Consider the following 17481-nt stretch of genomic DNA (forward strand, 5'->3'; position numbering starts at 1 on the left):
ATGTGACGAGGCTTTTTGCAATCCAACCAACTCCAGAGCGCGCATCCTGCAAACGCCACGCAAGGCCCGCCAAACTATTTGGCCTTGCTCCTTCTTTCTCTTGATTCAGTCCAGCTGCACCCGCGCCGTCCAGACTTGCCGGCCGGTCGTGGCCCGCAGCAGGTACAGCCCCCGCGCTACGCCGGCCACGTCCAGCGTGTGCCCGGCCGCAGCGGCTGCAGTCGGGGCTTGAGCGACGCGAACCGTGCGGCCGCGCGCGTCCAGCAGCTGCAGCTGCACCGGCCCGCTGGTGGCCAGCCGCCAGCGGAGCTGCCCGCGGGCGGGGTTGGGGTATACCTGCAGCCCGGTTGCTTGGTCGGCTCCCGAAGCGGTGGCCAGCACCGCCGTGGGCGTTAGCGCGGCCACGAAGCCGGTGGGCGTGGTGGCGGGGTTGAGCGGCCAAGGCCCAAAACTGGCGGCTCCGGCCAGCGCGCCGCCCAGCACCCAGCAGCGCGGCGCGGCCTCGGGCGTGGTGGCCAGCTGCGGATTACCGTCGATGCCAGTGGCGGTCTGCTCCCAATCGGCCGAGCCGTCGGGTTGCCGGGCCAGCACTGCGGCCGTACCGGCCGCGCGCTTCAGCAGCAGCACGGGCTGGCCATCGGCCACGGCTACGGCCGCGGCGCTGTTTGCTTCCGCCGCGCCCGCCGCGCGGAGCCACGCCACGCTGCCGCCGGGAGTGAATTGTGCTATAAAGGCCTCGTTGGCGGCGCTGGCGGTGATGCGGTTGCCGTCCAGGCGTAGGGAGTCCCGAAACAGCCCGGCCACGTAGCCGTGCCCATCCGCGCTAACGGCCAACTGGTGGTAGGTCACCCCGTCGCCGCGGGCCCAGACAACCGCGCCGGTGCCCGCGTTCAACTTAGCCAAGAGCTGGCCGCTGATGCGGGGCAACGCCACGGTGCCAAAGGTCATGGGCCCGGTGTAGTGGCCTAGCACGTACACGCCGTTTTGCGCGTCCACGCCGATGTCGTAGCCCTGGCAGCCGTACGTCGCCGCCGACTGCATGGCCCAGCGCGGTCGGCCGGTGCCGTCGAGCGACAACACGAACATCTGCCGCCAGTCGGGCAAGGAGGTGCTGCTGTTGTTGAGTCGAAAGGGGCCGTTGCCGGTGAGGTAGCAGTTGCCCTGCGCGTCGGTGGCTACGCCCGTGGCCCGGGCCGGGTACGGGTCGTTGCTGCCTTGCAGGGCCCACAGCGGCTGCCCCGCGGCCGAGACCTTGAGTACCACAAACTTGTCCGTCAGGTCGGGGCGGCTGCTGCCCAGCGCCGCCGGTAGCAGGCCCTGCATATTCCCCACCACGTAGGCTTCGCCCGCGGGGCTGATGCTGAGGTCGGTACCCGTGACGTAGAGGCCGCTGACTTGCCCGGCGTAGCGGGGCTGGGCGTTCAGGGCGGCGGCCCACAGCACTTGCCCCTGCGGGCTGTACTTGACCACCAGCAGGTCGTACTGGTTGTGCGCGCAGGTTAGCTGCTGCGTGCCCACGGTGATGGTGCCGCGAAAATGCCCGGTTACGTAGGCGTTGCCTTGGGCATCCGCCGCCACGGCATTGACGGTAAACGGTTGGGCCCCGGCCCAGCGCCAGCTGGCGGCCTGCGCCCACAGCCGGTGCGGCAGCAGTTGATAGCCTAGAATCAGCAAAAGCAGCAGTACAACTCTTTTCATCTACTAGCTAATACGTTAATAATATTGCTATTACCCCTCCTTTCCCGAGTACTTAATCCGTACCGCGCAAAGCCCGACGATTCAGTGGCTTTGCCCCATTTGCTCAGATAAGGTATAAACTCAAATCGAATAAGCAACATAAAAATGCAAAAGCAACTTGATTTAGTATTAAATAAAGCTGCGTTGCACCCGTGTTAAAAGCGCAAGGCCCGGCATCAGCAGGTGGTTGCTGATGCCGGGCCTTGAAGCCTGAGCGGTTTCCGGGCTTATGCCGGGCGGTGGAAAATGGCCGACACCCAGTGGTTTTGCACGCGGTGCGAGTCGTAGCGGAAGCCTTCCCGCTCGGCCGCCTCGCGGATGAGGTGCAGGTCTTCCTCGTAGAAGCCGGAGAAGATGATGGGGCCGCCGGGCTGCAGGTACTGGTAGTAGTGAGCCATGTCGTCGAGCAGCACGTTGCGGTTGATGTTGGCCAGGATCAGGTCGAAGGGCTTCTCCCCTTCCAGCGCCGTGATGTCGCCGAGGCGGGCTTCCACTTTGTCCTGAACGTTATTCTCCAGGGCATTATCGGCGGCGTTTTCGGCCGTCCAGGGCTCCACGTCCACGGCCAGCACGTAATCGGCGCCGAGGTGCACGGCCATAATGGCCAGAATGCCGGTGCCGCAGCCCATGTCGAGCACGCGCTTACCTTGGTGGTCCACGGTCAGCTGGTTTTCAATCATCAGCGCCGTGGTGTTGTGGTGGCCGGTACCAAACGACATGCGCGGCATAATCACGATGTCGTAGGGCAGATCGGGCCGGGCCGGGTGGAAGGGCGCCCGCACCGATACCTGCTCGCCGATGACCAGCGGCTCGAAATTCTTTTCCCACTCCGTGTTCCAGTTCTGGCGCGTAATCACGCGGCTTTCGGCCGTGGGCATGCCTTCGGGCCAGTGCTGGTACTTGGCAATGATTTCCTGGGTAGCGTCTTTGTCGAAAGCGTCCTCGGTGGTGTAGGCGCAAAAGCCCTGCTCGTTTTCCTCGAAGGTGTCGAAGCTGAGCTGGCCGAGCTCGGCAATGAGAATTTCGGCCAAATCGGCCGGACAGGTAACGCGCAGTTCGATGAAGTCCATGGGTTGAATGTGCTGATGCGGAGAGGGTGCTGATGGGCTAATGCGGCGCATCGGGCACCTTCAGGATTGCAAAGATGCGGCGCTTTTCGGGTGGGCGCACAAAAAAGCCGCCCCGGCCGGGTGGCGCGGGGCGGCTCGAAGCAACGCGGGGCCGGTTTAGTCCTTGCGGCAGCCGGCGAAGGAGCGCACCTTGGTGTAGAAGATGCCGAAGTCGGCGAAGGAACGGTTGTCGGTGACGAGCACCGTGAAGTCGGCGAAGTCGCGGGCGTCGGTGATGTACCAGAGGCCGGCTTTGTCGGCGAAGAGCTTGTTGGCTTCCTGAAACACCACGAGACTGGCAAAAGCCTCCTGCTGCTCCACGTACACTGTGGCCGAGCAGAAACCGCGGCGGCGCGGGTCGCGCTCCAGGTAAATGGCCCCGTAAAGCTTGCAGGGGTCGGCGTAGCCGCCGCTGTGGCGCAGGGCGGCCAGGGCCAGCGGCGCCGGGGGCGTGGCCGCCGGTTGCCACCACAGCAGGGCCGATACAAGGGTAGTCAGAAGCATGGGCAGGAAGGTAGCGTCAGGTACCGCCGAGACAAGGACCGCGCCGGAATGGTTCGAACAGCCGCTGGGCTACCCAAGCGCACCAAAATATGGTAGCAACGCTTACCAAATTTAGAGAGCAGTGCAAAATCTGGAATCAGGTAGTAAACACGTTTCCCACTTTGCCATTCTGCCTCTAAACCCGGCTTCTGCGGCGCAAGCTAAGGGCCCTGACTGATATTAGCCAAGGCCCGCGGCTGCTTAGAAAGACTTGATAATCTCGGTGAAGTCGCGCGACTTGAGCGAAGCGCCGCCGATCAGGCCGCCGTCGACGTCGGGCTGGCTGAACAGCTCGCGGGCGTTCTGGGCATTGGCCGAACCGCCGTAGAGAATGGTCGTGTTGGTGGCTGCTTCGGCGTCGTAGGCGCGGGCCACCTGCTCGCGGATGAAAGCGTGGACTTCCTGGGCCTGGGCGCTGGTGGCCGTTTTGCCCGTGCCGATGGCCCAGATGGGCTCGTAGGCAATGACAACTTGGGCAAACTCTTCGTTGGAGAGGTGGAACAGGCCGTCTTTCAGCTGCTTTTCGATGAAGCGGAAAGTCTCGTCGGCCTCGCGCGTTTCCAGCGACTCGCCCACGCAGAAGATGGGCTTCAGGCCGGCCGCCAAGGCGGCTTTCAGCTTCTGGCTCAGCAGCTCGTCGTCTTCGTGGAAGTACTGACGGCGCTCGGAATGGCCCAGGATGACGTACTCCGTACCGATGGAAGCCAGCAGCTTGGCCGACACTTCACCGGTGAAGGCGCCGCTTTCCTTCTGGTGGCAGTTCTGGGCACCCAGGTGCAGCTTGCCGCCTTCGGGCAGCAGGCGGCCCACCACGGGCAGCAGCGGGAAGGGCGGGCAAATCACCACTTCGGCCGGCGAGCTGCTGGCCTCGTCCTGCACCATGTGCACGATTTCCGATACCAGGGCCTGCGCGTCCTGCAGGGTCGTGTTCATCTTCCAGTTGCCGGCGACGATGTTCTTGCGCATAATCAGAAAGCTCAGAGGGGGAATGGTGAGCCGCAAAGAAACGCAATTGCCCGGCACCGCCCGAAACTGCACCGGCGGGCCGCTCTCCGCAGAGCAGCCCGCCGGCCACGGTTGCCCGGAAGGTGGGCCGGGCTGGTTGGCAGAGCCCGGCCCGCGGCTTACTGAATGACGGTGATAAAGTACGAGGCCGTACCCGGCGTCTGCGAGATGGAGCGGGTATTGACCAGGCGCACTTTCACCGTGTTGTCGGCCGACACCCAGGCCGTGCCGATGACGATGTTGCCGTCCATGCGCCCGTCCACCGACACCATGACGGTGGCGCCGGGCCGGGCCTCGTTCACGGTAAACGTCTGGTCGGAAGAGCTGTTGGCGCCCATGCTGCCCACGTTGTGGTCGATGATGCTGGTGCGGATGACGGCGGCCAGCACCGAGCCGTTGGTGCCCAGCTTCACCGAGCCGTTCACGTCGAGCTTGGCCGTGGGCGTGGTGCCCAGGCCCAGGTCGCCGTTGGTTTTCAGAATGAGCTGGTCGGCGTTGCTGGCGCTGCTCCAGAGCCGCGCCGCGCCCCCATTGGCATACCACACCCACTGGCGGGTAGGGTCGTCGCGGTGCTCAAACAGCCAGCCGGCCAACGAGCCGGTGGCATGCGCCTGGCCCTGCACTTCCAGGGCCTCATTGGGCGAGGTGCCGCCGACGGTGACCTTGCCCGCGTTGTCGATTTGCAGGCCGTTGCTGTTGCCGGTGGCGTTGCTGAGCCAGTTGCCGTTGAGGCCCAGGTTCTGGGTGGCGGTGTGGTTGCCCAGGTTGTCGGCCACGGGCAGGGCCTGGGTGCTGAGCTGACCGGCGTTGTCGGCTACCACCATTTGGGCCCCGTTGCCGCCCAGGCTGCCCACGTTCAACTTGCCGTCGGCGTCCACCAGCAGGGCGTAGCCGACGGCGCTAGCGGGCTTGAGGTACACCCCGAATGCCATGTCGTAGGCCCCGCTGAAGGCGCAGTAGCTGCCGGCCGGGTACGAGGCCGCGTTGCCCAGGCGCAGTTGCTGGGCGTTGCTCACGTAAAGCGTGTACGAGGCGCCGGCGGTCAGCATGGGGCCGCTGGGGAAGCTTACCGACACCCAGCCGTTGGCCCGCGTCATGGAGGCAGTGGCCAGCAAGGTACCGCCGCCGTTGCAGCTGGCCACGGCGCCTTCGTAAAGGCTCACCGTCACGGCCCCGACGGCCGGGTTGTTCCAGGCCAGTTCTACCCGCGTGAGCTGCCCGGTCAGGCCCGCCACGAAGGTCTGGGTGCGGGCCGCGCTGTTGACTTCGGTCGCGTTGGTGGCGCGCTGGGTCTGGTCGGCTACTTCGGCCAGCAGTACGGGCGCATTTACGTGCAGGCGGCCCGCCGGGCTGCTGGTGCCGATGCCCACGCTGCCCGCGCTGCTGATGCTCAGGCCTTCCGAGCCGCCGTTGCCCACCAGCTTGTTGGTGCCCAGATTCACGTTGCCCCCGGCCGTAATGGCCCCGCCGGTGGTCAGCGCCCCGGCCGTCGTGACGGCGCCGGCGCTGCTGATGCTCAGGCCCGCGGTGCCGCCGTTGCCGACGAGCTGGTTGGTGCCCAGGTTCAGGTTCTGCGTCGCGGTGTGGTTGCCCAGGTTGTCGGCCGAAGAGGGCACCGTCACGGAACCGCCGTTGGTCAGGCTAATAGTCGAGCCGGTGATACTCAGCGCCTGGTTGTCCGAGTCCGTCACCGAGCCGCCGTTGGTCAGGCTGATGGTCGAGCCGGTTTTGCTGAGCTGCTGAGCGTCGGTGGCGGCGGTGGTTTGCTGGGTGTTGTCGGGGAAGATGAGGCCGTTGCCCGTCCCGCTGATTTTCACCCGGCCGCTTACCTCCAGCTTCTGCGCCGCGGCCGTGCTGGTGCCGATGCCCACGTTGCCCGCGCTGCTGATGCTCAGGCCCGCGCTGCCGCCGCCGGTGAGCAGCTGCCCGTTCAGGTTCAGCGGCTGGGTGGCGGTGTGGCTGCCGAGGTTGTCGCCGGGCACGGCGGCCACTTTGGCGTCCACGTAGGTTTTCACGGCCTGCTCGGTGGGCAAGCTGGCGTCGGAGTTGCCGGCCAGGGTGCCGTCGGTGCTAATGCCGCTGACGGCCGTGGCCGCGCCGCCCAGACTGAGCTGCGCGGCCGTGACCACGCCGTCGTCCTGCACCGCGAAGCTAGGGGTGCTGTAGCCCTGCTGCCACACGCGCAGCCCCAGGTCCACGGAGGAATCGAAGCTGCGGCCGCCGGCGTAGTTGTCGGCCGATACGCTCCAGCCGTTGGCGTTGCTGAGCACGACGGTGTACTTGCGCCCGGCCACCACCGGCACGCTCACCACCGTCTCAAACCAGCCCGACGAAGTGAAGTTGTTGGTGCCCGTGTACAGCACCGTGCCGCTAAAGCCCTCCCCTTCCCGGATGGTCAGCGTGCTGCTGCCCCAGGGGCCGGTGGCGTGCAGGGCAATTTTCGAAATAAACCCGGTGTACACAGCCGTAAACGACTGGTAGTTGCGGGTTCCGTCGGTATAGCGACTGTTGGAGCTTAGCGTTTCGATGGCCTTCACCTCGGCGCCGGTGTTGGTATTCACCTGCAGGCGGCCGCCGGGGCTCGTCGTGCCGATGCCCATGCCGCCGGCGTTGCTGATGCTCAGGCCCGCGGTGCCGCCGTTGCCGACGAGCTGGTTGGTGCCCAGGTTCAGGTTCTGCGTCGCGGTGTGGTTGCCCAAGTTATCGGCGGCCCCGCTCACGGGCAGCCAGGCGGTGCCGTTGAACTGGTACACGCCGGGCGCGTTGTCGGTCTGGTAAATGAGCAGGCCGGTGGCGGGGGCCTGGATGGCGTTGCGTTGCTGTTGGGTGAGGCGCGGCAACAGCAGGCCCTTGGAGTCGCTGCGGACTTCCAGGGCTGCCGAGTTGTCGGGGGTAGTGGTACCGATGCCCACCGAGCCGCTTTGGGCGCGGGCGGCCAGCGGCGTCAGGAGCAACAAGCCCAGCCCGGCCAGCCAGGGGCGAAACGAGGAAGCAATGTGTTGGTAGCGCTGTTGCATACAGGAGCGGGTAGATAGACCGCCAAAGCAACCATCGCCCGCGCCCGCGCGAAAACCTTCTGGATAAGCACCGTCGCCGGGCTGATGAACGCCGCCGTTTTTTTCGTGGGGACCGTCCGCCAGGGCTTGCTACACTTTTTGCAGCCTTGAAGAAAAATGAGGCAGACAGCCGTGGCCTCAGCTGCTTTCCGTCGTCAGTTCCAGGCCATCATACAGCGGAAACAGGTGGTAGCCGCAGTGCTCCGTAAACACGGCCACTTCGCGCCACTCCGGCGCGTCGATGGCAAAGGCGAAGCGGAACCGGACGGTCGACCTGTCTTCGAACGTGATGCGTACGCCGCCATCGGGAAAATCCCCCGCGCCGGGCGTAGGGCATTTGCTGCCCCTGGCTTGCAGGTAGTCGCGCAGGCGGGTTTTCCAGCGTTCGGGCAGGTCGTCGTAGCGCATGGGTCAGAGCGTGGGCAGGTGGCGCAGCAGCTCGGCCCGGTAGGCCGCCCCAATGGGCACTTCGTGGCCGCCCACCACGGCGCGCAGCTCGTCGAAGGCCGAGACGTGGCGCAGGTTCAGGGCGAAGGAGCGGTGCACGCGCAGCAGGGTGGGTAGGGGCAGCCGGGGCAGCAGCTGACCCAGCAGCACCGTCAGCAGGTACTCCCCGCCGCGGGTAACGAGCCGGCAGTAATTGCCCTGGGCTTCGATGAACAGGATATCGTCGAAGGCCACGCGCACGTGCCGCCCCTGGTGGCGCACAAACACGCTGTCGGCCGTAAGCTGGGGCTCGGCTGCTTCCGGGGCCAGCGCGGCCGCCGGGGCTTCGGCCGCCTGCCGGAAGTTGCGCACGGCCAGATCAATGGCAATGCCCAGGTCGCGCTCCACGAAGGGCTTGACGAGGTAGGCGGCCGGGTGCTCGGCCAGGGCCTGGTCGAGGGTGGCGCGGTCGGCCAGGCCGGTGAGGAAGATGAAGGGCACCGGCAGCGCGGCGCGGATGCGGGCGGCCGTTTCGATGCCGGTGAGCTGCCCGCGCAGGTTGATATCGAGCAGCACCAGGTCGGGACGAACGGCGGGCAGCACCTGCAGGGCCGCTTCGCCGCTGCGCACGGCGGCGGGCACCTCGTAGCCCTGCCGCTCCAGGGCCTCCTGCAAGTCGGCGGCCACCAGCAACTCGTCTTCCACAACCAGAATGCGCAGGGGTTCCGGGCTCATGCTAGGGCGGCAGTTGGAGTGTGTTCGGCGGGCAGGCGCACCTCGGCCGTGGTGCCGGGGCCGGAGAGCCAGCGCAGCTCCCCGTCGAGCTGCTGGGTGAGCAGGCCGATCAGGCGCTGCCCAAAGGAGGTGCCGGCCCCGGCGGCCGGGACGGCGTCGCGGCCCGGGCCGTTGTCGGCCACGCGCAGGCACAGGTAGCCGCCTTCAGTCGGGTGCAAACTGATGCGCAGCTGCGGGGCGGGGTGGCCGGCTAGGGCGTACTTGCAGGCGTTGGTCAGCAGCTCGTTGAGCAGCAGGCCCAGTGGCAAAGCCACTTCCACGTCCACGGCCAGCGGAGCCACGTCGAGCAGGGCTACCTCGGCGGGCAGGCCGTAGGTGTGCAGCACCGAGTGCGTGAGCAGGGGCAGGTAGTCGGCCAGCAGGATGCGGCGCAGCTCCTCGTGCTGGTAAAGCTTCTGGTGGAGCAGGGCCATGGCCTCCACCCGGCTGCGCGACTCGTTGATGGCCGCGCGGGCGCCCTCGTCCTGCAGCTGCCGGCCCTGCAGGCTCAGCAAGGACGACACCACCTGCAGGTTGTTCTTGACGCGGTGGTGCATCTCGCGCAGCAGGGTTTCCTTGTCCTGCTCGCGCCGCAGCACTTCCTCGTTGCGCTGATGCAGGGCCAGCACGGCTTGGTTTTTCAGGCGGTTGCGGTTGTAAAGCAGGGCGGCCACGGCGGCCAGCAGCCCCAGCAGCAGGGCCGAGCCGGCTAGCAGCCAGCGCTGTTGCCGGGTTTGCTGACTGATGCGGGTGTTGCGCTCGTGCAGGCGGGCAATGCGGGTTTGCTGCTCGGCCGTTTGGTAGCGCGTCTGCAGTTCGGCAATGGCCCGCTCCCTCTCGGTGTTGACGAGGCTGTCGTGGGCGGCCTGGTAGTGGCGCTGCCAGCTCAGCGCCTCCGCGTAGCGGCCCAGGCGAGCGGCTGCCGCGGCCAGGCCCTCGTAGCTGTCGGCCACCTGGGGGGCGTCGCCGCAGCGGCGGGCGTAGCCCAGGGCGCGGTGCAGCGTATCCAGGGCGCCGGGGCGGCCGGTCTGGTCGATGACGCTGCCGAGCATGTTCAGGTCGCGGGCCACGTCGCAAAGGCTGCCGAGCTGCCGGTCGATGCGCAGGGCAGCCTCCGCGTAGGGCCGGGCGGCGGCAGGCCGCTGCTGGTCCAGCTGCCCCAGGGCCAAGTTGTAGAGGCAGCGCGACTCGCTGGGCGCCTCCCCCAACTGCCGGTACAGCCGCAGGGCGCGGCGGGTGTAGCGCTCAGCTTCCCCGAACTGCCGGCGGCGGATGAGCAAGTTGCCGAGGTTGCTGGCAAACAGGGCTTCGTCGGTGGGCGCGGCAGCGCGGGCCAGGGCGGCTTCGTAGTTGCGCTGAGCGGCAGCCAGCTCGCCGCGCTCGACCTGCACGTTGGCCAGCCCGTTGTAGGCAAAGCTCTCGATGCGGCGGTGGCCCAACTGTTCGGCCAGGCGGCGGGCCGCCAAGTAGTAGCGGGTAGCGGCGGGGTAGTCGCCGGCGTAGAAACAGCAGGTGCCCAGGTCGTTGAGGCAGCGCAGTGCCCCGCGCCGGTCCCGCAGCTGCCGGGCCAAGCCAAGCCCCTGCTCACCGTAGCGGCGGGCCCGGGCGAGGTCAGTCTTGTTGAGCTGCCAGCACAGCTCGTCGAGCAGCTGCACGCGGTTAGTGTCGGGAGCGGCGGTGCGCAGGCGCTGCTGCAGGCTGTCGATGAGCTGGGCATCGGACTGCGCCCAAACGCCGCCGGGCCGCCCCACGAGCAGCACCACCCAAGCCAGCAAGCAAAACCTCAGCCACGCGCGCATCCTGCAAAGCTAAAGCCCGCGCGCCGAAGGCGGGCAAGCTACCGGGGCCGGGCGCTACCGTGCGGGCGGCGGGCCAGCACCAGCAGCGCCGCCACGGCCAGCAGTCCGGCCAGCGCCAGAGCCAGCCAGCCCAGCTCAGGCACGTCGAAGCGGCGTACGGCCCAAATGCCCAGCAGGCCCCAGGCCAGGACCAGCGGGTACACCGCGTCGCGGAAGCGGAAGGCCAGCGCGAGGCCCAGCAGCAGCACCACGGCTAGCAGCACCACCGAGAGCAGCACGCTCACGTTGATGGCCGTTGTCCAGCCCAGCTCGCGCAGGCCCAGGGTCACGTTGACCGTAGTGGCCACCGAAATCCACCCCAGAAACAACGACAGCGGCCAGCTGGCTAGGCGCGGGGCGGCCCCCTTGAGCACCAGCCGCCGGGCCCGCCCGTAGCCCACGATGAGCGCCCCCAGGGTAAGCAGCATCAGCGCGGTGCAGACGGCAATCAGCTCGTAGCTGAAGCACACCACCCACAGCCCGGCCGCAGTACTGGCCACTGCCAGCGGGGCTGCTACCGCGTCGGGCAGGGCGTTGCGCCGCTGGGCGGGCAGCAGCTGCCAGACGGCGTACACCGCCAGCGACAAGAAAATCAGCCCCCAGATGCTAAAGGCCCAGCCCGCCGGCGTGAGCAGCGTGGGGTAGCGGGCCGAAACGACGCCCATGGATTGCCCGTTGGCCGGGTGGGCGTTCCACCAGTAGTTCAACGCAATGCAGCCAAACACGGCCGCGGCAGCGAGCCAGCGCCAGGGCTGCACCGCGGCCCCGGCGGCGCGGTAAGAAGCGGGAGTAGCCGAAGTTTCCATACGCAGTACAACACTTGAGCTTGAAATTGTTTTAAACGGCACCGCGGCCCGCAGGAGTTAAGCCGCGGCCGTGCTCGTTACGGTTGCCTTTACGCCGAGAAATACTGGTCCACCAATTCGTCGGTCAGCTCGCGGGGGGCCTCTTGCGGCTGCGGGGGCGGCGGAAAGGCGTTGCGACAGAAGCCGGCCTGCTGGCGAAAATCGTAGAGGGCGTGGCAGTAGCCGTTGAGCACGAAGGCGGCCGCGTCCTGGGGTTCGTTCCAGATGATGCTGGCCGTGACGGGCAGCTGCCGGTCGGCAATGTCTTCGACGTTGTACACGTGCAGGGCGTCGAGCAGCTGGGGCGCGGGGCGGTTGCGCAGGGCGTAGAAGTAGCCCGTCGTGCCGTCGTCCTCGAACATGACTTCGTAGTCGCCGCCGGCGGCGGTGCTGCTGAGCAGGCGGTTGTCGGCACCCGGCGCGGGCTGCCCGATGCGAAATTGTTCTTCCGTGGTGGAGGCCATGGTGCAAGTACGAAAAGGGCACCGCGAAGCTGCGGGCCGGATTCGTGTACGGCAAGCAGCTCCGCGGGTGCGGACCGCGCCAGGCAGGCCGACCGGTCGGCGGCTTAGGCGTCGGCGCAGTCGGGCGCTTCGCGGTGCAGGCGAGCCAGCTCGGCTTCCCATTCCTGCCACAACTCGTGGCGGCGCGGGTCGTCGTCGAGCAGCCAGGCCAGGCCGGTGGCGTCGTCCGGGAAAAAGTGCAGCTCAAAGGACATGGCCGGCGGCGGATTGAACACCGGTGTGGTGGCCACGATGCGGTTGTGCAAATCAGGGGGCAGCACCAGGGCCAGGTGCTGCACCGGCGTGGTGGCCATGGCTGGAAACCAGCTGGCCATAATCCAGGCCTGCTCCGCCGGGCCCATGGGTGGCAGGTGGTCAATGTTCATCAGCCAGTGCCGCACCGCGTGCCGCCGGCTGAAATCCACCAACTGCAGCAGCGCGGGCACGAAGTCGGGCAGGCGGCAGCCCCGGCGCCAGGCGGCCCGCAGCAGCGCCGCCGGTGCGTCGTGCTGCAGCATGATGACGGAAATATCACGCACTATCATCGCTCTTGGCCTCAGTCCTTCAAGAAGGTACGCTTATTTGCCCGCAATAGCAGCTCGGCGCGAAACAAAAAAACGGGGCGCCTGGTCGGGCGCCCCGCGGGGAACTGGCTAGTCGGAATTCTGGTTTGCGCGGCCGCCGCGCTACAGCTTTTCGGCCAGGAAACGGGCGGTGTGGTTCTGGCCCTTGAGCTTGACGAATTCCTCCGGCGTGCCCTCAAACAGCAGGTGCCCGCCGTTGATGCCGCCCTCGGGCCCGAGGTCGATGAGCCAGTCGGCGGCCTTCACGATGTCCATGTTGTGCTCGATGATGAGCACCGAGTTGCCCTGTTCCACCAGCGCGTTCAGAGCCGTGAGCAGTTTGTTGATGTCGTGGAAGTGCAGGCCGGTGCTCGGCTCGTCGAATACGAACAGGATTTTGTCCGACTGCAGCGTATTGCCCTTGGTCAGGAACGAGGCCAGCTTCACGCGCTGGGCCTCGCCGCCCGAGAGGGTGTTGGCCGACTGCCCCAGGCGGATGTAGCCCAGGCCCACGTCGTTGAGCGGCTTGAGGCGCTCGGCCACCTTGGGTTGGTCGGCGAAGAAGTCCAGGGAGTCTTCCACCGTCAGCTCCAGCACCTCGTCGATGCTCTTGTCCTTGTACTTGATGTCGAGGATGTCCTGCTTGAACTTGCGCCCGCCGCAGGCCTCGCAGGTCAGGTAGATGTCGGCCATGAACTGCATCTCGATCTTGACCTGCCCTTCGCCCTGGCACACCTCGCAGCGCCCGCCCTCGATGTTGAAGGAGAAGTGCGAGGGTTTGAGCCCGCGGGCCTTGGCCAGCGGCTGATCGGCAAACAGCGTGCGGATGGCGTCGTAGGCTTTCACGTAGGTCACCGGGTTCGAGCGGCTGCTCTTGCCGATGGGGTTCTGGTCGACAAACTCCACGTGCGACACGGCCGACAGGTCGCCGCCCAGCTTGTCGAACTTGCCGATGCTCTCGGAAGCTGTGCCGCCCAGGTGCCGGGCCAGCGCCGGATACAGAATGCGCTTCACCAAGGTCGACTTGCCCGAGCCCGACACGCCGGTAACAACGGTCATCACGCCCAGCGGAAACTTCACCGTGAGGTTTTTCAGGTTGTTTTCGCGGGCGCCGACGACCTCCAGCGCGTTGCGCCAGGGCCGGCGCACCGCGGGCACGGGCACTTCCAGCTTGCCGCTGAGGTACTGCCCGGTGTAGGTCTTGTCGTCTTCGAGGATTTCCTGGTAGGTGCCCTGAAACATGAGGTTGCCGCCGCCCGAACCGGCTTCCGGCCCGATGTCAATGATCTGGTCGGCTTCCTCCATCATCTTTTCCTCGTGCTCCACCACGACGACTGTGTTGCCGAGCTGCTGCAGGTTGCGCAGCACCCCGATCAGCTGCTCTGCGTCCTTGGGGTGCAGGCCGATGCTCGGCTCGTCGAGCACGTACATGGAGCCCACCAAGGCCGAACCCAGCGAAGTCGCGAGCTGAATGCGCTGCGACTCGCCGCCCGAAAGCGTGTTGGAGAGTCGGTTCAGCGTGAGGTAGCCCAGGCCCACGCGCACCAGGTAGCTCAGGCGGTTGTGCACCTCCGTTACCAAGCGGTCCGACACGCCCTTTTCGTGTTCGGTCAGCGAGAGGTTGTCGAAAAAGTTGAGCGCGTCCGAAATCGGCATGAGCACGATGTCACTGATGCTCTTGCCGTTGATGCGCACGTACTGCGCGTCCTTGCGCAGGCGGGTGCCGCGGCAATCGGGGCACACGGTGCGGCCGCGGTAGCGGCTCAGCAGCACGCGGTACTGAATCTTGTGCGTCTGCTCCTGCACCCAGTCGAAGTAGTCGTTCAGGCCCTGGAAGTACTTGTTACCTTCCCAGAGCAGGCGCTGCTCGGCCTCGCTCAGCTCGTTGTAGGGCCGGTGAATGGGGAAGTCGAAGCGGATGCCGTTTTTGAGCAGCGGCTTGAGCCACTCGCTCTGCTTTTCCGTCCGCCAGGGCGCCACGGCCCCTTCGTACACCGTCAGGGTCTTGTCGGGAATCACCAGCTCCGGGTCGATGCCGAGCACCGAGCCAAACCCTTCGCAGCGCTGGCAGGCGCCGTAGGGGTTGTTGAAGGTGAAGAAGTTGACGCTGGGCTCCTCGAAGCTGATGCCGTCCAGCTCGAAGCGGTCCGAAAACGTGCGCGTCTCGTCCGAGAGCTTCACCAGGCAGGTGCCGTGGCCCTCGAAAAAGGCCGTCTGCACCGAATCGGACAGGCGGAACTGCAGATCCTCGTCGCCGGGCTGAATCACGGCGCGGTCAATCATGATCTGCACCTCGCCTTCGGGCTCGGGCTGCCCCTCGGCCAACAGGTCTTCGATGAAGGCCATTTCGCCGTTGATGATGACGCGGGCGTAGCCTTTCTGCAGCAATAGGTCCAGCTCCTTGCGCAGCGGGCGGCCTTCCTCGGCCGGCAGCAGCGGAGCCAGCACCATCACGCGGGTGCCTTCGGGCAGCGTGAACAGGTAATCAACCACGTCCGATACCTGGTCCTTGCGCACTTCCCGGCCGGAAATCGGCGAATAGGTGCGCCCCACGCGGGCGAAGAACAGCTTGAGGTAGTCGTAGATTTCGGTGCTGGTGCCCACCGTCGAGCGGTTGTTGCGCACAGTCACCTTCTGCTCGATGGCAATGGCGGGCGAGATGCCGCGGATGTAGTCCACGTCGGGCTTGTCCATGCGCCCGAGGAATTGCCGGGCGTAGGAGCTCAGGCTTTCCACGTACATGCGCTGCCCCTCGGCGTAGAGCGTGTCGAACGCCAACGAGGACTTGCCCGAGCCCGATAGGCCCGTGACGACGATGAACTTGTTGCGCGGGAAAGCCACGCTCAGGTTCTTGAGGTTGTGCACCCGCGCGTTCTTGATGATGATGTACTCGCGCGGATCGAGCTGATCAATCGGGTCGTCCGCCGGGGCGGCGACTTGCAGGTTCTCCTGGGCCATAGGTTCCTCTAACACCGTTTCCTACCGCTAAGGTTTCGGCTAACTGCATTAGCCGCGGGACGGGCCGGCGAAGGTACGAGGGGATGGGGTGAAGTTCAGTGGAGACACTGATGCAGGACACAGCGGATTCCGCTACAATTATGCCCTAGCAGGCAGGCTACCTGCGGTTGCACTAAAAAACACAAGCCCATGCCACTAGACGCCGAAGAACTATACACGAGGTCAAGGACTTTGTTTGTTGACCTGCTAAAGCTAGGCTTATCACTTTCAACAGCGGTGTTGGCGGCGCTTGCTCTATTTGTTTTTGAATACAATAAAGGAACAATGGATGACCATCAAGCGAATCTATATTATAGTTGCTTGATACTATTATCAACATCAATTATCTGCGCAATAGTGGGATGGGCTGCGCAAGCAATGTTCTATTCTGCCTGGGCATTTGAATTTCCCAACCAGAAACGAAGAGAGAAATGGAGAATTATGCGGAATATCAGCCTCACCGGATTCGCATTGCTATTCATTTTAGGAATTATAGTATCAGCTGTATTCATCAGTTCCTTTATACTAGTTAAAAAATAGAAATATTTATCCAGCGTCATATCTATCTAACTATTATAATTCCATCAATCAACCAATTATTAATAAAAACAACCTACCTCTTAGAGCGTGTTTGGATTTTGCTGAAAATATCCCAGAATGTCATGCTGAGCTTGTCGAAGCATCTTTACTGCTTCGTTGAGCAGGTTCAGGAGGAGCGGTAAAGATGCTTCGACAAGCTCAGCATGACCCAAGCTTAAAATTCCAAACACGCTCTTATCCACGATTAAGCGACACGCCTTATTATATCCAGCAACCAATATTTGTTACTTTTTTTGTAAATTACTTCTATTATCCATCCACATAGCAACCATATGCATTACCAAAGTACTGTATTATCACCCTAAACAAAATCAATTTATTAAATAAATACACCACTACATATTACATCCCCCGCACCCGCTCCCAAATATCTTCCCGCACCGGAATGCCAAGTCGCAAATTCTCCTGCCGCGTGGCCCAGGACTGCTCGCCGGGGTAGCGTACCTGGTCTTCGTGGCCCTCTTTGGTGTAGCGGATAATGTCGTCAATAAGGGCGGCGTGCATATCGGGGCGGTGCAGGGCGATGAAGCACTGCGTGATGCCGTACTCTTCGCCGCTTCGGCTGATGGCGGCGGTGGAGCGGCCACCCGTCAGCGCCACCAGCAACACGTCAAGCACCAGCGCCAGGCCCGAGCCTTTCCAGAAGCCGATGGGCAAGCCGCGCTGCGAGGCCAGAATGGCCTGCGGATCGGTGGTGAGCTGGCCCTGCTGGTCGTAGCCGCCAGGCACGAGCAGGGTGTCGCCCTGGGCGGCGTGGGTGCTGAGCTTGCCGTAAGAGTACTGCGAAAGGGCCATGTCGAGCACCACCGGCGGCTCGGGGCCGCGGGGCACAGCAACGACGAGCGGGTTGTTGCCCAGGCGCGCCTCGCGGCCACCCCAGGGCGTGACATTGGCAATGGTGTTGGTGAAGCAGATGCCGATGCAGCCCGCGTCGGCGGCTTGCCAGCCGTAGGTGCCGCCCCGCATCCAGTGGTTGGTGTTGCCGAGGGCCACGCAGCCCACGCCGTGTTCCTTGGCCAGCTCAACGGCGCGGGCCATGCACTGCCAGGCGCTGTACACCCCGGGCGCGAGGTGGCCGTCCCAGCGTTCCAGCCCGCCGGTGCGCTCTACGCATTCCGGCTCGGCCGTCGGGTCGACGCGGCCCTGGCGTACGGCTTCCACGAAGGCCGGAAAGCGGTTTAGGCCGTGGGTATACACCCCGTCGCGGCTGTTCTGCGCGAAGATGGTGGCGCAGTGCTCGGCTTTGGCGTCGGCAAAGCCGAGAGTGAGCAGCACGCGCTTTAGCTCATGCTGCACTTGGGGGTAAGGCACTCGGAGGCTCATGACGGTAGTGGTTGGGCAGCGGGAAAACTACGCCGCCATCGGGCAGGCAAGCTAGCCCGGCGTTGGCAAGGTGGCATCGCGCCATGTGGCTTTACGGGCTTCGTTGCGGCTTGCGTCAACTTTCTTTCTGGTCAGGCGTAAGGGCATGGCTGACATTGCTTA

General features: G+C 65.0%; 13 protein-coding genes. All 13 read right to left on the reverse strand.

What is annotated here, in order from left to right:
- Window positions 1-105: 105 nt before the first annotated feature.
- Window positions 106-1698, reverse strand: coding sequence for a T9SS type A sorting domain-containing protein (locus LJ737_RS00120; RefSeq protein ID WP_227761626.1), 1593 nt, complete (start codon window positions 1696-1698; stop codon window positions 106-108).
- Between the two features lie 266 nt (window positions 1699-1964).
- Window positions 1965-2807 (reverse strand): 50S ribosomal protein L11 methyltransferase, encoded by an 843-nt coding sequence (prmA, locus tag LJ737_RS00125; RefSeq protein ID WP_262907779.1) that lies wholly within the window; start codon window positions 2805-2807, stop codon window positions 1965-1967.
- Window positions 2808-2963: 156 nt separating this feature from the next.
- Window positions 2964-3350 (reverse strand): 7(1) septoil knot domain-containing protein, encoded by a 387-nt coding sequence (locus LJ737_RS00130; RefSeq protein WP_227761628.1) that lies wholly within the window; start codon window positions 3348-3350, stop codon window positions 2964-2966.
- Between the two features lie 240 nt (window positions 3351-3590).
- Window positions 3591-4355 (reverse strand): triose-phosphate isomerase, encoded by a 765-nt coding sequence (gene tpiA, locus LJ737_RS00135; protein ID WP_227761629.1) that lies wholly within the window; start codon window positions 4353-4355, stop codon window positions 3591-3593.
- Window positions 4356-4513: 158 nt separating this feature from the next.
- Complete coding sequence (locus LJ737_RS00140) at window positions 4514-7411, reverse strand: beta strand repeat-containing protein (RefSeq protein ID WP_227761630.1); 2898 nt, start codon at window positions 7409-7411, stop codon at window positions 4514-4516.
- Window positions 7412-7588: 177 nt separating this feature from the next.
- Complete coding sequence (locus LJ737_RS00145) at window positions 7589-7858, reverse strand: hypothetical protein (RefSeq protein ID WP_227761631.1); 270 nt, start codon at window positions 7856-7858, stop codon at window positions 7589-7591.
- A gap of 3 nt (window positions 7859-7861) precedes the next feature.
- Complete coding sequence (locus tag LJ737_RS00150) at window positions 7862-8611, reverse strand: response regulator (RefSeq protein WP_227761632.1); 750 nt, start codon at window positions 8609-8611, stop codon at window positions 7862-7864.
- Window positions 8608-10449, reverse strand: coding sequence for a sensor histidine kinase (locus LJ737_RS00155; protein ID WP_227761633.1), 1842 nt, complete (start codon window positions 10447-10449; stop codon window positions 8608-8610). Before LJ737_RS00155 ends, LJ737_RS00150 begins: the two co-directional genes overlap by 4 nt.
- A gap of 38 nt (window positions 10450-10487) precedes the next feature.
- Window positions 10488-11294 carry a TspO-related membrane protein gene (locus LJ737_RS00160; RefSeq protein WP_227761634.1) on the reverse strand — a complete coding sequence of 269 codons (807 nt, stop codon included), beginning with the start codon at window positions 11292-11294 and terminating at the stop codon, window positions 10488-10490.
- Between the two features lie 89 nt (window positions 11295-11383).
- On the reverse strand, window positions 11384-11797 hold the full coding sequence (locus tag LJ737_RS00165; RefSeq protein ID WP_227761635.1) for a DUF2251 domain-containing protein: 414 nt from the start codon (window positions 11795-11797) through the stop codon (window positions 11384-11386).
- Window positions 11798-11901: 104 nt separating this feature from the next.
- A complete protein-coding gene (locus tag LJ737_RS00170) occupies window positions 11902-12354 on the reverse strand; it encodes a hypothetical protein (protein ID WP_227761636.1) in 453 nt (150 codons plus the stop codon).
- A gap of 168 nt (window positions 12355-12522) precedes the next feature.
- Window positions 12523-15357, reverse strand: a complete 2835-nt coding sequence (gene uvrA / locus LJ737_RS00175) for an excinuclease ABC subunit UvrA (protein ID WP_227761637.1) — start codon at window positions 15355-15357, stop codon at window positions 12523-12525.
- A gap of 981 nt (window positions 15358-16338) precedes the next feature.
- Complete coding sequence (yiaK, locus tag LJ737_RS00180) at window positions 16339-17319, reverse strand: 3-dehydro-L-gulonate 2-dehydrogenase (protein ID WP_227761638.1); 981 nt, start codon at window positions 17317-17319, stop codon at window positions 16339-16341.
- Window positions 17320-17481 lie beyond the last annotated feature (162 nt).

It is taken from the genome of Hymenobacter sp. 15J16-1T3B, assembly GCF_020711235.1.
Taxonomy (GTDB): Bacteria; Bacteroidota; Bacteroidia; order Cytophagales; family Hymenobacteraceae; genus Solirubrum.

What these genes read in the sequence shown, in the direction of transcription:
- LJ737_RS00140 (WP_227761630.1), bottom strand. Translation starts at nt 7,411, where the DNA reads ATGCAACAGCGCTACCAACACATTGCTTCCTCGTTTCGCCCCTGGCTG.
- LJ737_RS00120 (WP_227761626.1), bottom strand. Translation starts at nt 1,698, where the DNA reads ATGAAAAGAGTTGTACTGCTGCTTTTGCTGATTCTAGGCTATCAACTG.
- LJ737_RS00165 (WP_227761635.1), bottom strand. Translation starts at nt 11,797, where the DNA reads ATGGCCTCCACCACGGAAGAACAATTTCGCATCGGGCAGCCCGCGCCG.
- LJ737_RS00130 (WP_227761628.1), bottom strand. Translation starts at nt 3,350, where the DNA reads ATGCTTCTGACTACCCTTGTATCGGCCCTGCTGTGGTGGCAACCGGCG.
- tpiA (WP_227761629.1), bottom strand. Translation starts at nt 4,355, where the DNA reads ATGCGCAAGAACATCGTCGCCGGCAACTGGAAGATGAACACGACCCTG.
- yiaK (WP_227761638.1), bottom strand. Translation starts at nt 17,319, where the DNA reads ATGAGCCTCCGAGTGCCTTACCCCCAAGTGCAGCATGAGCTAAAGCGC.
- LJ737_RS00150 (WP_227761632.1), bottom strand. Translation starts at nt 8,611, where the DNA reads ATGAGCCCGGAACCCCTGCGCATTCTGGTTGTGGAAGACGAGTTGCTG.
- LJ737_RS00145 (WP_227761631.1), bottom strand. Translation starts at nt 7,858, where the DNA reads ATGCGCTACGACGACCTGCCCGAACGCTGGAAAACCCGCCTGCGCGAC.
- LJ737_RS00170 (WP_227761636.1), bottom strand. Translation starts at nt 12,354, where the DNA reads ATGCTGCAGCACGACGCACCGGCGGCGCTGCTGCGGGCCGCCTGGCGC.
- LJ737_RS00160 (WP_227761634.1), bottom strand. Translation starts at nt 11,294, where the DNA reads ATGGAAACTTCGGCTACTCCCGCTTCTTACCGCGCCGCCGGGGCCGCG.
- prmA (WP_262907779.1), bottom strand. Translation starts at nt 2,807, where the DNA reads ATGGACTTCATCGAACTGCGCGTTACCTGTCCGGCCGATTTGGCCGAA.
- LJ737_RS00155 (WP_227761633.1), bottom strand. Translation starts at nt 10,449, where the DNA reads ATGCGCGCGTGGCTGAGGTTTTGCTTGCTGGCTTGGGTGGTGCTGCTC.
- uvrA (WP_227761637.1), bottom strand. Translation starts at nt 15,357, where the DNA reads ATGGCCCAGGAGAACCTGCAAGTCGCCGCCCCGGCGGACGACCCGATT.